The organism is Bordetella genomosp. 6, assembly GCF_002119705.1.
Taxonomy (GTDB): domain Bacteria; phylum Pseudomonadota; class Gammaproteobacteria; order Burkholderiales; family Burkholderiaceae_B; genus Bordetella; species Bordetella bronchiseptica_F.
On the sequence record NZ_CP021107.1, the window covers coordinates 3452719 to 3466929 of the forward strand.

Consider the following 14211-nt stretch of genomic DNA (forward strand, 5'->3'; position numbering starts at 1 on the left):
CTCAGCCGGCCGGCGCGGGGCTGGCGACGCGGCGCGCCTGCCAGGGCGAGAATGCGCACTCCAGCACGGCCGCCAGGAAGCAGACGCGCAAAGGCTCGATCAACAGGCCGGTGGACGAATCCCGGAACGGGCTGCCGAACAGCACCGACAACCCGTCGCCCAGGATCTGCCACGAGTCGAGCGCGTAAGGTCCGATCAGCCGCGCCGTGCCGTACCACAGCCACGCCGCGCCCCAGTCGATGAGCCGGTAGCCGACAATCAGCGTGACCAGCAACACGGCGCCGCTGTGAAAGGCCAGGCGCACGCCGTTGGCGAGCGGCAGGTAGCGCTTGCGATAGCCGCCGATGAAGTGCTCGACGAAATCGCGCAGGAAGCGCGGCACGGACTGGTAGCGCTGGCCCAGCCGCTCGAGCCGGCGCACGCGCCGCAACTCGGCGTCCTCGCGCACGTCGTAGCCATAGATCAGCGCCACCATGACCAGCCAGACGACGGGCAGCAGGGCGTAGAAGAACAGGTTGACCAGCGTGCCGCTCCAGCTGGCGGCCTCGGCTTCGGCCGGCACCATGCCGGCCGACCAGGCATTGGCCAGCGGCGTGAGCAGGCGCTGCCAGAAATCCAGCACGGCGCTCCAGTCGCGCTGCGCCAGCAGCCATTGCCAGGCCTGGTCCTTCCAGCGGCTGATCACATACAGGCCGACCAGGATCCAGTTGGTCTCGCACAGCACGACCAGCAACTGCCAGCCGGGGTGCCGGGTGCGGTCGCGAGCGCGCAGGGCCATCCTGCGCACCAGCCAGGACACGGCCACCGAGACCAGCAGCCAGCGCGAGTCCAGCGCGTCCAGCACGTTGCCGTGCGTGCCCAGCGGATCCAGATGGATGGCCATGCGGGAGTACTGGCGCACGGTGTTGCCCAGGAACCCCCAGGCCGCGTAATAGGCGAAGAACGGCAGCAGCGCCACCGTGATGACATGGGCCAGGCGGGCCATGCCCGCGCGCGCGCCGTCCTCGCCGGCACGCGCAGCCTGCTGCGCGGCCCGCAGCGCCGGCAAGCCTGGCAGGACCACCAGGAACATCGAGACCGTGACGACCAGCTGGGCCAGCGCCACCAGCGTCAGCACGGCCAGGCCGGCCAGATGGTTGGCGAAGCCCGTGTGCACGGCCAGCCATATCAGCAGGCCATGCGCCAGCACGCCGGCCGCCACCAGCGCCATCAATTGCGGCCAGAACCTCAGCCACAGCCGGCCGGTCAACGCCCACGGCGCGAGGACGGAATCGAGCATGCTTGCCTCCTGCGTTGCGCAACGCAAGCGCCCGATCTTAGCGCCGGCGCGCACGCCAGACTGTTACCGCTGGGGACAACCCGGCACAGGGTGTCAACACGATCCGCTGGTGCTGTCAGCCCGCCTGGGCGAGGAAATCCTGCAGCACCGGCACGGTATTGAGCACGTGCTGGCGCGCGGCGGCTTCGGCGCGGGCCGCGTCGCGGGTCTTGAGCGCGTCGATCAGTTCCTGGTGGGATTCGCGCGCGCGCAGGCTGCGGCCGGGCTGCGCGGCCCACAGCCGCATGTAGGGCTCGACGACCGAGTGCAGCTCGGAGATCTGGCGCAGCAGCCGCGGCTGGCGGCAGAAGCTGCACAGGTATTCGTGGAACTCGCGGTGGGCGGTGGTCCAGTCCAGGTAGTCGCCCGAGCCGGCCTCCATCTGGTCCAGCATGCTGGAGAGCCGCCGGATGTGCTCGTCGCCCAGGTTGGCCAGGGCGTTGCGCACGGCCAGGCCTTCGAGCACCGAACGCATCTCGAAGACCTCCAGCATTTCCTGGCGGTTCAGGCCGCGCACCACGGCGCCGCGGTTGGCGCGGATTTCGACCAGGCCTTCGGAAGCCAGGCGGCGCAGCGCGCCGCGCACCGGCATGCGGCTGGTGCCGATCTCGCCGGCGATGGCTTCGGGCACCAGGCGTTGCCCGGGCGCGTAGCGGCCCAGCCGGATTTCCTGCTGGAGGTACTGGTAGGCCTCTTCCTCGGCGCTGACTGCTGTCTTCTGGAATTGCAGCATCGGGATCTCGGACGGTTAAACCCGCAATGATAGTTAGCCGCGACCATAACATAAATTGGATCCAATGATCCATTGATACAATACCTAATGTCGCGCCAGGCCGGTGTCCCGTCTAATCCGGGCAGCACTTGCCACGCGCGCGGCCCGGCCGTCCGCGCGGCACGCCGCATCCACTTCCAGGGGAAACCATGAAATTCCGTCTTTTGCAGGCGCTGGCCGCCGTTTCGATCGCGTTTGCCGGCCAGGCTGGCGCCACCGGCGCCGATTGGCCGCAACACCCGGTCAAGATCGTCGTGCCGTTCCAGGCCGGTTCGGCCACCGACCTGATCTCGCGCCAGCTGGGCGCGGCGCTGGCCAAGGAGCTGGGCCAGCCTTTCGTCATCGAGGCCCGCCCCGGCGCGGCGGCGGCCATCGGCAGCGCCGCGGTGGCGCGCGCCGAGCCCGACGGCTATACCCTGCTGATGGGCGGCCCCGCGGCCATCGTGACCAACCGCTATCTGCAAAAGCGCCTGTCCTATGACCCGGACAGCTTCGAGCTGGTGTCGATGGTGGCCTATACGCCCAATATCCTGCTGGCCAACCCGTCGCAGCCGTTCAAGACCCTGCCGGAGATGGTGGCCTACGCCAAGGCCAACCCCGGCAAGCTGACCTATGCGTCGTTCGGCACCGGCACCACCTCCCACATGGCCGGCGAAATGCTCAAGTCGGTGGCCGGCATCGACATCCTGCACGTGCCCTACAAGGGCGCCGGCGAAGCCATCCCGGCCCTGCTCAGCGGCCAGGTCTCGATGTACTTCGACACCATCATGACCGGCCTGCCGCAGGTCAACAGCGGCAAGCTGGTGGCGCTGGGCATGTCCAACGCCCAGCGCTCGGCCATGGCGCCGCAGATCCCGACCATCGCCGAGCAAGGCTACAGCGGCTACGATATCGCGCCGTGGTACGGCCTGGTCGCCCCGCATGGCACGCCCGCGCCGGTGCTCGACAAGCTGAACCAGGCGGTCAACAAGGTGCTGGCCGACCCGGCCTTGCGCACCAAGCTGGCCGAAACCGGCGCCGAGCCGCAAGGCGGCAGCCGCGAGCAGTTCGCGGCGTTCATCAAGGCCGAACTGCCGCGCACCCGCAAGCTGGTCGAACAGGCCGGCATCACGCCCCAGTAATCTCCAACCTACGGCAGCAGCCATGTCACTTCCCTTCGATTGGTCCTTCCCCTACGCCAGCCGCAAAATGCCCGTGCTGGCATCCAATGCGGTCGCCACCAGCCAGCCGCTGGCGGCGCAGGCCGGCCTGCGCATGCTGCTGGCCGGCGGCAACGCGGTAGACAGCGCCATCGCCACGGCCATTGCGCTGACCGTGGTCGAGCCGGTCATGAACGGCATCGGCGGCGACCTGTTCGCGCTGGTCTGGCACGGCGGCCGCCTGCACGGCCTGAACTCCAGCGGCTGCGCGCCGGCTGCCTGGACGCCCGAGTATTTCGCCGGCCGCGAGACCATGCCGCCCACCGGCTGGGGCGCGGTAACCGTGCCTGGCCAGGTGGCGGGCTGGAAGGCGCTGTCGGAGCGCTTCGGCAAGCTGCCGTTCGCCGCCCTGTTCGAGCCGGCCATCGCCTATGCCGAGCAGGGCTTCCCGGTCTCGCCCACCATCGCGCGCCAGTGGGCCACGCAGGCCCCCAAGCTGGCCGGGGAACCGGGCTTCGCCGACGCCTTCCTGCCGCAGGGGCAGGCGCCGCAGGCCGGCCAATGGTGGCGCTTCGCGGCCCAGGCGCGCACCTTGCGCGAGATCGCCGAGACGGGCGGCGCCAGCTTCTACCAGGGCGAACTGGCCCGCCGCATCGCCGACTTCGCGCGCCAGACCGGCGGCGCGCTGCGCGAGCAGGACCTGGCCGAGCACCGTCCGGAATGGGTCGAGCCGATCTCGCAATCGTTCCGCGACTACGAACTGCACGAGATCCCGCCCAACGGCCAGGGCATCGCCGCCTTGATGGCGCTGGGCATGCTGGAGCAGTTCGACCTGGAAGCCATGGGCCGCGACAGCGCGGACTATTACCACGTCAGCATCGAAGCCATGAAGCTGGCCTTCGCCGACCTGCACCAGCATGTGACCGACCCGCGCCACATGCGCGTGAACGCCGCCGCCCTGCTCGACCGCGCCTACCTGGCCGAGCGCGCGCGCCTGATCTCGATGGACCGCAGCAGCGTCCCGGCCGCCGGTGCGCCGGCCACCGGCGGCACGGTCTACCTGACCGCGGCCGATGCCGACGGCACCATGGTGTCGTTCATCCAGTCCAACTACCATGGCTTCGGCTCCGGCGTGGTCGTGCCCGATACCGGCATCAGCCTGCACAACCGCGGCATGAACTTCGTGCTCACGCCGGGCCACGTCAACCAGGTGGCGCCGCGCAAGAAGCCCATGCACACCATCATTCCCGCCTTCATGACGCGCAAGGGCCAGCCGGCCATGTCGTTCGGCGTGATGGGCGGGTCGATGCAGGCGCAGGGCCACCTGCAGATGGCGACCCGTCTGGCCGCCTTCGGCCAGAACCCGCAGGCCATGAGCGACGCGCCGCGCTTCCGGGTCGAGAACGGGCCGGTGGTCAACGTCGAGGCGCACCTGCCCGCCGACGTGGCGCAGGCGCTGCGCGACCGTGGCCACAATGTGGCGGTGGCGCCGGCCGACAGCCTGGAGTTCGGGTCGGCCCAGCTGATCTGCCGCCTGCCCGAAGGCGGCTACCTGGCCGCCTCCGATTCGCGCCGCGACGGCCAGGCGGTCGGTTTCTGAAGCCCGCCGCGCGGGGCGGCGCCACGCGCCGCCCCTAGAAGCCGCCGCGCGCATCCAGCAGGCAGCCGGTGACGTACGAAGCCTGCTCGCCGGCCAGCCAGACGACGGCCTGGGCGACTTCCTCGGCCGTGCCCATGCGGCCCAGCGGAATGGCGCCGACCATGCGCCGCAATTGTTCGGGCGAGCGCTGGGCATGCACCTCGGTATCGATGACGCCGGGCCGCACCGCGTTCACGCGTATGCCCTCGCCGGCCACCTCGCGCGCCAGGCCCACGGTCATCGTGTCCAGCGCGCCCTTGGTGGCCGCGTAGTGCACCCAGCTGCCGGCCGAGCCCAGTTGCGCGGCGCCGGACGATACGTTGACGATGGCGCCGCCCGATCCGCCGCGGCGCGTCGACATGCGGCGCACCGCTTCGCGCGCGGCCAGGAAGGCGCCCAGCACATTGACCCGCCACACTTCTTCCAGGGCGCCGCGCGTCACGTCCTCGACCCGCGCCACGCCGCCGGTGACGCCGGCGTTGTTGACCAGCACCGCGACGCGGCCCAGCCGGTCCAGCCGCGCGAACGCGTCCATCAGCGAGGCCTCGTCGCCGACGTCGGCCTGCAGCGCCACGGCCCGCCCGCCCTGCGCGGCGATATCGGCGGCGACCGCCTCGGCCGCGGCCGCATCGGCGCGGTACAGGATGGCCACCGGATGATCGCGCGCGGCCAGCCTGGCGATGGCCGCGCCGATACCGCGGCCGCCGCCGGTGACCACGAACAGCCCGCGCTGGCTCATGGCCGCCTCCTAGACGCTGAGGTGGGTGCTGAGCACCGACTCGTTGCCGCGCAGCGCGGCGCTGTCGCCCATGAAGCACACCTCGCCCTTGGACAGCACGTAGTGCGTGTCGCCCAGGTCCAGCGCGACGCTCAGGTTCTGTTCGATCAGCAGGACCGCCATGCCTTCGGATTTCAGCCTGCGCAGGATTTCGACGATCTCGTCGACAATCAGCGGCGCCAAGCCTTCGGAGGGTTCGTCGAGCAGGATGACGGAGGGGTTGAGCATCAGGGCGCGCGCGATCGACACCATCTGCTGCTCCCCGCCCGAGAGCTGGAAGCCGCGGTTGGCGCGGCGCTCTTTCAGGCGCGGAAACAGCGCGTAGATGCGCTCCAGGGTCCAGCGCCCATCGCGTCCGGGCCGCGCCGCCACGGTCAGGTTCTCCTCGACGGTGAGGCTGTCGAAGATGCCGCGCTCCTGCGGCACGAAACCCAGGCCCAGCCGCGAGATGCGATGCGAGGGCGCGCCGCCGATGTCGCGGCCGCGATAGGCGATGCGGCCGCTGCGCGGTTTCAGGTAGCCCATGATGGACAGCACCGTGGTGGTCTTGCCGGCGCCGTTGCGTCCCAGGATCGAGGTGACCTCGCCGTCGCGCACCTGCAGCGACACGTCGCGCAGCACATGGCTGGCGCCGTAGTACGTGTTGATACCACTGACTTCCAGCATCAGTGCTTCCCTCCCAGGTAGACGTCCCGCACCCGCTGGTTGCCCTGGATGTCGCAGGGCGCGCCGCTCGCCAGGACTTCGCCGTAGTACAGCACGGTGATGGTGTCGGCCAGCGAAAACACCACTTTCATGTCGTGCTCGATCATCAGCACCGCCAGCGACGGCGGCAGGCTGCGCACCAGATCTATCATGCGGTCGGTCTCGGCCGGCGACATGCCCGAGGTCGGCTCGTCGAGCAGCAGCAGCTCGGGCTCGGCCGCCATGGCGATGGCCACCTCCAGCTGGCGCTGCTCGCCATACGACAGCTCGCCGACGCGCTGGCGGCCGCCGCTGGCCAGGCGCACCTGTTCGAGCAGCTGGTCGGCGCGCTCCCATTGGGCGTGGCGGCTCTCGGCGCCGCGCAGCGCCTCGTACCAGCCGCCCTGCTTGGCCTGCACGGCCAGGCGCACGTTCTCGCGCACGCTCAGGTTCATGAACAGGTTGTTCTTCTGGAAGGTGCGCCCCACGCCCATCTGGCAGATGGCGTCCGGCGCCGCGCCGGTGATATCGCGCCCCTTGAACAGGATGCGCCCCGAGGACGGCTTGAGCTGGCCGGTCAGCTGATGCACCAGGCTGGTCTTGCCGGCGCCGTTGGGGCCGATGATGATGTGGCGCTCGCCGGCGCGCACGCTGAGGCAGACGTTCTTCGTCACCACGACGCTGCCGAAGGCCTTGCACAGGTTCTCGGTCTGGAGCATGGTCATTTGGCCTCCCGCAGCACGGCCTTGGCCACCGGCGATTCGGGCGGGGCCTGCGGCGGCGCGTCGCGGCGCGCCGCGCGCCAGCGCGCGACCGCGTAGCCCCACACGCCCTCGCGCATGAACATGACGCAGAAGATGAAGACGGCGCCGACCCAGAACGACCAGTAGTCGTTGTACGAACCGATGAAGTTCTTCAGCAGCAGGAACAGCGCCGCGCCGATCGCCGGGCCCAGCACGGTGCCGCTGCCGCCCAGGATCATCATGATCATGACATCGCCCGACAGGTGCCAGTGCAGGATGTCGGTGGAGACATAGGCGTTGAACAGCGCATACAGCGCGCCGGCCACCCCGGCCAGAAAACCGGCGATGATGAAAGACAGCAGCTTGAAGCGCTGCACCGGATAGCCGATGGCCCGCATGCGCTGTTCGTTGTCGCGGATGCCGATGAAAATGCTGCCCAGCGGCGAGCGCACCAGGCACCACAGGAACACCAGCACCAGCGCGAAGCCGACCGCGACCACCGCGTAGCGCGCCAGCGCGCTCTCGGACAGGCTGACGCCGAACAGCGCCGGCCGCACGAAGCCGACCAGGCCGTCCGAGCCGCCGCTGAGCGAGCGCCACTTGAGCGAGGCGGCATACAGCAGCTGCGAGAACGCCATGGTGAGCATGAGAAAGGGGATGCCGCTGACGCGGATGCAAAACACCCCGATCACCGCCGCCAGCGCGGTGGCCATGGCCACGCCGGCCAGGATGCCCCACCAGCCCGAGATACCCAGGTGCACGCCCAGGGCGATCACGGTATAGGTGGACATGCCGAAGAACGCGGCGTGCCCGAGCGACATCAGGCCGGTATAGCCGACCAGCAGGTTCAGGCTCATCGCGAAGATGGCGAAGATCAGGATCTCCGATATCAGGCCGAGCGTATAGTCGCTGGCCAGCGGCGCGGCCGCCAGCGCGGCGCACAGCAAGGCGAACAGCATGGGTCTGGATACAGTCTTCATGGTCAGGCCCTCGCAATGCCGAACAAACCCTGCGGCCGGGTGAGCAACACCACCACCATGAGCAGGTACACAAGGAACAGCGCGTAGTCGGGGAAATACGCCTTGCCGAAGGTGTCGATGGCGCCGACCAGCATGGCGGCCACCAGCGCGCCGCGCAGGCTGCCCATGCCGCCCACCACCGTCACGATGAAGGCGGGGATGAGGATCTCGACGTCCATGCCCAGGTACACCCCCAGGATGGGGCTGGCGACGATGCCGCCGATGGCCGCCAGCGCCGCGCCCAGCGCGAAGATGCAGCCAAACAGCAGGGGCACGTTGATGCCGATGCCCGCCGCCGTCGCGGCGTCGTCGACGCCGGCGCGCACCATGGCGCCGATGCGGCTGCGCTCCAGGAACCACCACAGCGCGGCGGCCACCACGCCGCCGAAGCACACCAGGAACAGGCGGTACTTGGGCACGATGGCGCCGGCCAGCTCCAGGCTGCCTTCCAGCATTTCCGGCGGCGCGACGTTGCGGATGTCGGCGCCCCACAGGTACTTGCAGATATCGCCGAACACGAAGATGAACCCGAAGGTCAGCAGCACCTGGTCGAGGTGGCCGCGCTTGTATAGCGGGCGGATGAACACCCGCTCCATCAGCACCGCCGCCGCCACGGCCGGGATCCAGCCCACGCCCAGCGCGAACCAGAAATTTCCCGAGAACTGCGCCAGCGTGTAGGCCGTGAACGCGCCGATCATGAAGAACGAGCCGTGCGCGATGTTGACGACGTTCATCAGGCCGAAGATCAGCGACAGCCCGGCGGACATCATGAACAGCAACACGCCCAGGACCAGGCTGTTGAGCAATTGTGTAATGACGAAATCCATAGCGCCTTCGTAGTCGATGCAAGCCCGCCGCCGGCCCGCCCGCGACGGGCCGGTGGCACGGATCCGCTCAGCCGGTGCGGCGGGGCGGCTCGATCGCGTCGGGGATGGTGTGGATCACCTTGTTGGTGAGCCGCCCGTCGACCTCGGCCACTTCGCGGATGTACACGTTATGGATGGGGCTTTGCGTTTCCTCGTTGAACCGGAACGGGCCGCGCGGCGCGTCCAGCCTGATGGCGCGCATGGCCGCGCGCAGCTTGTCCTTGTCCTCGCTGTTGCCGTCGACCGCCTCCAGCGCCAGGTGGATGATGCGCGCGGCCACGTAGCCGTACTCGCTGTAGACGCTGGGATAGTCCTTGAAGCGCGCCCGGTAGTCGGCCACGAACTTCAGGTTGGCGGGGTTGTCCAGCGTATCGGCGTAGTGCAGCGAGTTGAGCGCGCCGAGGGCGGCGCGGCCCTGCGCCGGGATGGTGTCGCTGTCGAGCATGAAGCCCGATCCGGTCAGGCGCGACTTGGCCTTCAGGCCGTACTCGTCGTACTGCTTGACGAAGCGCACCGCGTCGGTGCCCGCGTAGAAGCTGAAGGTGGCCTGCGGGCTCATGCTGCGGATGTCGGCCAGGTAGGGGCTGAAATCGTTGTTGCCCAGCGGCGGGTAGATTTCCTTGATGATCCGGCCGCCCTTCCTGGAGAAACCGGCCTTGAACTCTTCCAGGGTATTGCGCCCGCCGGCGAAATCCGAAGCCGTGAGCAAGGCCTCCTTGGCCACGTTGTCATAGAACCACTCGCCCATGGTGGCATGGATGGGCACCGTCGAGATCGAGCAGCGGAAGAAGTACGGCATGCCGGTATACGACAGCTGCGCGACGCCCGCGCCCGAGCACAGCATGAAGGCCTTGCTCTGGCGCAGGTACTCGACCGCCGCCATGGCGACGTTGCTGGCCTGGATGCCGGTGACGATGTCGCAGCGGTCGCTCTCGACCAGCTTCTTCAGCTTCTGCAGCCCGACCTGGGGATTGATCTCGTCGTCCTCGCGGATCACTTCCACCTTGCGCCCGGCAATGGTGTTGCCGATCTGGTCGAAGTACATGTTCATGCCATTGAGGTTGGCATTGCCCAGCGCGGCGAACACCTTCGAGTACGAATTGAGCGCGCCGATGCGCAGCGGCTGGCGCGACTGCGCCAGCACGGCCGGCGCGGCGCCGCCGAACAGCGCGGCGGCGCCGAACGCCCCGGCCCCCTTGATGAAGCGCCGGCGCGACGGCGCGGCGCTGTGCCCTTGGATCTTGTTCATGTCTCCTCCTGTCCTTGTCGTGCCGGCGTATCCTCGCCGGGGACCTTGCTGCCGGTTTGAAAACCAGGCCCCGCCTACAGGCCCATGACCTCGCGATAGTGCTTGTAGAAGGCGCGGATCAATACCTCTGTCACCATGTGATCCTGCCGCTCCACGTCCCGTCCGCCCATTTCCACCACGGCGCTGCGATGGCCGTAGTGGTGCGCCCCCAGCTGCGATTCGCTGAGGACCTCGCCATCCTCCATGGCGACGAAGCCCGCCGGGCCGTACAGGTTGGCGTGGCGCACGCGCAGGCGCTGCATCTCGTCGTCGTCATCGGCGTAGCCGAAGAACGTCCACGCCAGTTCGAACGAGTCCACGCCCTTGGGAATGACGTGACGCACGCCGAAGGTATTGGCCTGCTGGTGGATGATCACGCTGGGGAACAGGCAGATGGCGACCACCTTGCCGTCCTCGAACTCGGTGCGCGGGGTGACCGTGTCGGGGTCGTTGAGCTCCAGCGCGTCCTTGAAGCGCGTGATCTCGGCGGTCGCGTCCGACTTTTTCTTGCCGACGTTGCGCGACACCATCATGCTGTGCCCCTCGTCGAGCGGGATGCTTTCCGACTGGGTGTCGGCGCGCCACAGCCCGAACGTGATGAGGAAGGAATGCAGCAGCGTGGCGTGGTAGGGATCCTTCAGATTCTCGAAGTACAGTTTCCAGTTGCCGGGAATGAGCTGGCGGCTATAGCCCAGCAGCCGCAGCGGCCTGCCGTCGAACTGGCGGTGCAGGCCGGCCATCACGTCCGGGCCGCAATACTGTTCGAACGGCGGCGCTTCGTCGCTGAAGCTGGCCCATATCGAGCCGCGCTCGACATGCACACGCAAGGACTTCAGCGCATGAGCCGACGTGTCGAAATCGGCCGGCATGCCGCCCTTTTTCAGCACGCCACGCTTGAGCGGCACGCCCTGCAGCTGGCCGGCCAGGTTGAAGTTCCACTGGTGGTACGGGCAGGTGAACGAGTCCTCCCTGCCCTTGTTCTTCCAGCACAGCCTCGCGCCGCGGTGCGCGCAGCGGTTTTCCCAGACGTGTACCTGCCCGCCCTCGCCGCGCACCACCACGACCTGGCGTTCGCCGATCCAGGCGCGCTTGTACGAACCCTGCTCGGGAATCTCGCACTCCAGCGCCACGAAGTTCCAGGTCGGGCCGTAGTAGAAGGCTTCCAGTTCGCGCTCGTAGACCTGCGCGTCGGTATAGACCCAGAACGGCACGCGGGTCCACCCCTCGGCCGGCCACTGCCGGGCGGCCGAAGCCGCCGGATTGACTCGTTGATCCATCGGATGCTCCTTCCCTCAGACCGGCACGATCAGGGAGCGCCTGACGTGGTGGTTGTCGAATACGGCCAGGTGCTGGCGGAACTTCAGCTCGTCGCCGTCGCGCACCAGCACGTCCAGGTACTGGCCGACCAGGAAGATGGTCGGATCGGCGTCCGACATCGCCTCGGTGATCAGGAAGTTGGCGCGCGCGTGGATGTCCTGGCCATCGATGGCGGTGACGCGCACGCCGCTGATGAAGTGGCGCCAGGTGCGCGGCACGTAGACCTGCGTCTCGCGCAAGGCGGTGACGCGGTCGCGCACCATGCCCAGCCCGTCGCAATAGATGTTGGCCTGGGGCAGGCCCTCGGCGTAGTTCTCGCGCGAGACGACCTGGTACAGGCAGTCCTCGATGAAATAATCGGGAAAGCGCTCGACCAGGTCCTGGTCGAGCATGTCGGCGATCTCGTCGTACAGCCGGCGAACCGACGCCTCGAGCGCAAAGAAAGCCGGGTCGCGCGGCACGGGCGCGACAACGGGAACGATTCGGTCTCTCATGGCGGGCCTACGCGGCGACGCGCGAGAGGTTGGTCTGGATCCCCTGTTCCGAGCCCAGCTTCAGGATCGGTGACTTCAGGGTTTCCTGCCACAGCAACGACTCCATGGCGATGTGCAGCGGATGATCCTGGATGGTGAGCGCCACGAAGCCCTGGTCGCGCGAGGCGTGGTTGTGCACCGACCAGCCCGGCGCGGAGAAATGCAGGTCGCCCTCCTGCCACTGGATTTTCTCGCCGTTGACCACGCTTTTGCCGTTGCCCCACATGATGTAGTTGATGGCGGCCGAGGTGTGGCGGTGCGGCTGGTCCACCTTGCCGGGCGGCAGCTTGGCGATGGTGGCGAAGAAGCTGTGCGAAGTGCCGATGCGCCGCTCGGTGGCCGGGTTGTACAGCACGTACAGATGGCGCCCCGTGTACGCGAGGTCCATGCCATAGACCGTTTCGAGATGCGGCGATACCTCCTTCCAGGGCCAGTGCAGCATGCGCGAATCGACGGTATCGATGTCGACCAGCCACTCGTAGCCCAGCATCTGGGCGCCGTCCTCGCCAATCGCTATCGGGGTGGCGGCGTCGCGCGCGCGCCGCTGGCTGGCTGCCTGCGCGGCATCCTGCGAGCCCGGGCGCGTGGCGTTGGCCACCTGGCCCACGTAGTGCACGTCCAGTCGTTCCAGCAGCGGCGCGTTGCTGTAGCACAGCCGCACGAACAGGTCGGAGCCGTCGTTGCGGTAGACCACCGGCGTCATCGACGGCGTGTTCCACACATCGAACCGTTCGGCCTGGAAGGTTCTGGCGCCTGTCGTGACCACGCCCTTGCCGCGGATGCACATGTCGACACAGCTCGAATTGCGCAGCATCGGCTCGGTCTGCTCGCCGGGCTTGAGCACGACGATCTGCACGTCGATGCCGGGCGCGTAGGCCGGGATGGGGCCGGTATTGGACGGGTGATCCACCGAGGCGGCGCGCAGGCCGTCGGCCGGCGCGAGGATGGACGCCAGGCGTTCGATCTCCGATTCGATGGCTGCCCTGGGCAGCACCACGGTGGGCCAGAACGTCTGCTCGCGGGCCGGCCGGCCGCTGACGTCCACCAGTTTGATCTTGTTGTCCAATGTTGTCTCCTTGTGTTCCATACCGGTCCGCGCCCGGTCCGGCCCCGTCAGACGGGCAGCCGGATCGGGGCGCTGGCCATCAGTGAAATGGATTGCCCGACCTGCGCATCTTTTGCGCGCTGATACGCTAGCACGGCGACCGACAGGTCAGATATGCCCATGCCCATGGCCTTGAACAGGCTGATGTCGCAATCGGGCGCCGGCTTCTCGCCGCCGGCAATGACCTCGCCCAGCGGACGCACCCTGCTCCAGTCGCCCTTGCCGGGGCCCTGCTCGAAATAGTCGATGAACTCGCGCGAGGCCTTCTGGGCGCCGGACACGTCGTCAACCGCGATGAAACCCACGCGGGCGAACACGTCCTGGCTGAATTCCGCGCTGTGGGGCAGGATGGCGCCCACCGCGTTCAGGTGCACGCCGCGCCCCAGCACGCCGGCATCGAGGAACGGCTCGCGGGCGCGCGTGACGGTGGTCACGATGGAGGCTCCATCGCAGGCCTGCGCCAGCGAATCGGCGACGACCACCTCGGTATCGAACTGCTCGCGCAAGGTCTCGAAGAACGCCCGGCGGTTCTCCGGCGTGGGGCTCCAGACGCGGATGCGCGACAGCGGCCGCACCGCGTGCACGGCCGCCACCTGCGCCAGGGCCTGCCGCCCCGTGCCGATGATGGCCATGTCGTCGGCGCCGGGACGCGCCACCCACTTGGTGCCCAGCCCGGTCATGGCGGAGGTGCGCATCTGCCCCAGGGCGTTGGCCTCCATGATGGCCAGCAGGCGGCCTTCGCGCGCATCGAACAGGACGTAGACCGCCTTGGCGCCGCGCGGCGTGTTGATCCAGTTCTTGTAGCCGCAGAAGCCCGCCTCGGGCAGCGCGGACCCCAGCGAGTGCATCGAGGATGCGTCGCCATAGGCGCCCAGCGCCTTGGGAATGTTGAAGCCTTCGCCGGTGCCCAGGGCGCGCACGCCGGTCTCCAGCACGCCTATCGCCTCCTTGAGGGAGACCAGTGCCGTAATGTTCTCTTCGCTGAGCCAGATTGCCGATGACAGCATGGG

The 14211-nt window shown here is 68.3% G+C and carries 14 protein-coding genes; 2 read left to right on the plus strand and 12 right to left on the minus strand.

Annotated features, from left to right (window positions below; all coding sequences use genetic code 11):
- Position 1: 1 nt before the first annotated feature.
- The gene (locus CAL11_RS16170; RefSeq protein WP_086093488.1) at positions 2 to 1279 is read right to left on the minus strand and encodes a hypothetical protein; all 1278 of its coding nucleotides are present in this window, start codon (positions 1277 to 1279) and stop codon (positions 2 to 4) included.
- Between the two features lie 115 nt (positions 1280 to 1394).
- Positions 1395 to 2051, minus strand: coding sequence for a GntR family transcriptional regulator (locus tag CAL11_RS16175; RefSeq protein ID WP_003809856.1), 657 nt, complete (start codon positions 2049 to 2051; stop codon positions 1395 to 1397).
- Positions 2052 to 2239: 188 nt separating this feature from the next.
- On the opposite strand from CAL11_RS16175, the gene CAL11_RS16180 reads away from it, so the two are divergent.
- Positions 2240 to 3211 (plus strand): Bug family tripartite tricarboxylate transporter substrate binding protein, encoded by a 972-nt coding sequence (locus CAL11_RS16180; protein WP_086093489.1) that lies wholly within the window; start codon positions 2240 to 2242, stop codon positions 3209 to 3211.
- Positions 3212 to 3233: 22 nt separating this feature from the next.
- Positions 3234 to 4829 (plus strand): gamma-glutamyltransferase, encoded by a 1596-nt coding sequence (gene ggt / locus CAL11_RS16185; RefSeq protein ID WP_086093490.1) that lies wholly within the window; start codon positions 3234 to 3236, stop codon positions 4827 to 4829.
- Between the two features lie 34 nt (positions 4830 to 4863).
- On the opposite strand, the gene CAL11_RS16190 is transcribed toward ggt, so the two are convergent.
- The 10 genes from CAL11_RS16190 to CAL11_RS16235 all read right to left on the minus strand — a co-directional run bounded on the left by CAL11_RS16190 (position 4864) and on the right by CAL11_RS16235 (position 14208).
- Entirely contained in the window at positions 4864 to 5607 is a 744-nt protein-coding gene (locus CAL11_RS16190; protein WP_086093491.1) for an SDR family oxidoreductase, read from the minus strand.
- Positions 5608 to 5616: 9 nt separating this feature from the next.
- Entirely contained in the window at positions 5617 to 6312 is a 696-nt protein-coding gene (locus tag CAL11_RS16195) for an ABC transporter ATP-binding protein (protein ID WP_080699698.1), read from the minus strand.
- Positions 6312 to 7055 carry an ABC transporter ATP-binding protein gene (locus CAL11_RS16200; protein ID WP_086093492.1) on the minus strand — a complete coding sequence of 248 codons (744 nt, stop codon included), beginning with the start codon at positions 7053 to 7055 and terminating at the stop codon, positions 6312 to 6314. The genes CAL11_RS16195 and CAL11_RS16200 overlap by 1 nt, the downstream gene beginning before the upstream one ends.
- Positions 7052 to 8053 (minus strand): branched-chain amino acid ABC transporter permease, encoded by a 1002-nt coding sequence (locus CAL11_RS16205; protein ID WP_033462060.1) that lies wholly within the window; start codon positions 8051 to 8053, stop codon positions 7052 to 7054. Before CAL11_RS16205 ends, CAL11_RS16200 begins: the two co-directional genes overlap by 4 nt.
- A 2-nt stretch (positions 8054 to 8055) precedes the next feature.
- A complete protein-coding gene (locus CAL11_RS16210) occupies positions 8056 to 8919 on the minus strand; it encodes a branched-chain amino acid ABC transporter permease (protein WP_003809840.1) in 864 nt (287 codons plus the stop codon).
- Positions 8920 to 8986: 67 nt separating this feature from the next.
- Positions 8987 to 10207 carry an ABC transporter substrate-binding protein gene (locus CAL11_RS16215; protein WP_086093493.1) on the minus strand — a complete coding sequence of 407 codons (1221 nt, stop codon included), beginning with the start codon at positions 10205 to 10207 and terminating at the stop codon, positions 8987 to 8989.
- A gap of 74 nt (positions 10208 to 10281) precedes the next feature.
- Positions 10282 to 11523 carry an aromatic ring-hydroxylating dioxygenase subunit alpha gene (locus tag CAL11_RS16220; RefSeq protein WP_086093494.1) on the minus strand — a complete coding sequence of 414 codons (1242 nt, stop codon included), beginning with the start codon at positions 11521 to 11523 and terminating at the stop codon, positions 10282 to 10284.
- 15 nt (positions 11524 to 11538) lie between these two features.
- Positions 11539 to 12057 (minus strand): aromatic-ring-hydroxylating dioxygenase subunit beta, encoded by a 519-nt coding sequence (locus CAL11_RS16225; RefSeq protein ID WP_086093495.1) that lies wholly within the window; start codon positions 12055 to 12057, stop codon positions 11539 to 11541.
- A 7-nt stretch (positions 12058 to 12064) separates the two neighbouring features.
- Positions 12065 to 13183 (minus strand): cupin domain-containing protein, encoded by a 1119-nt coding sequence (locus tag CAL11_RS16230; protein ID WP_086093496.1) that lies wholly within the window; start codon positions 13181 to 13183, stop codon positions 12065 to 12067.
- Positions 13184 to 13209: 26 nt separating this feature from the next.
- Complete coding sequence (locus tag CAL11_RS16235; protein WP_086093497.1) at positions 13210 to 14208, minus strand: ornithine cyclodeaminase family protein; 999 nt, start codon at positions 14206 to 14208, stop codon at positions 13210 to 13212.
- Positions 14209 to 14211: the final 3 nt, after the last annotated feature.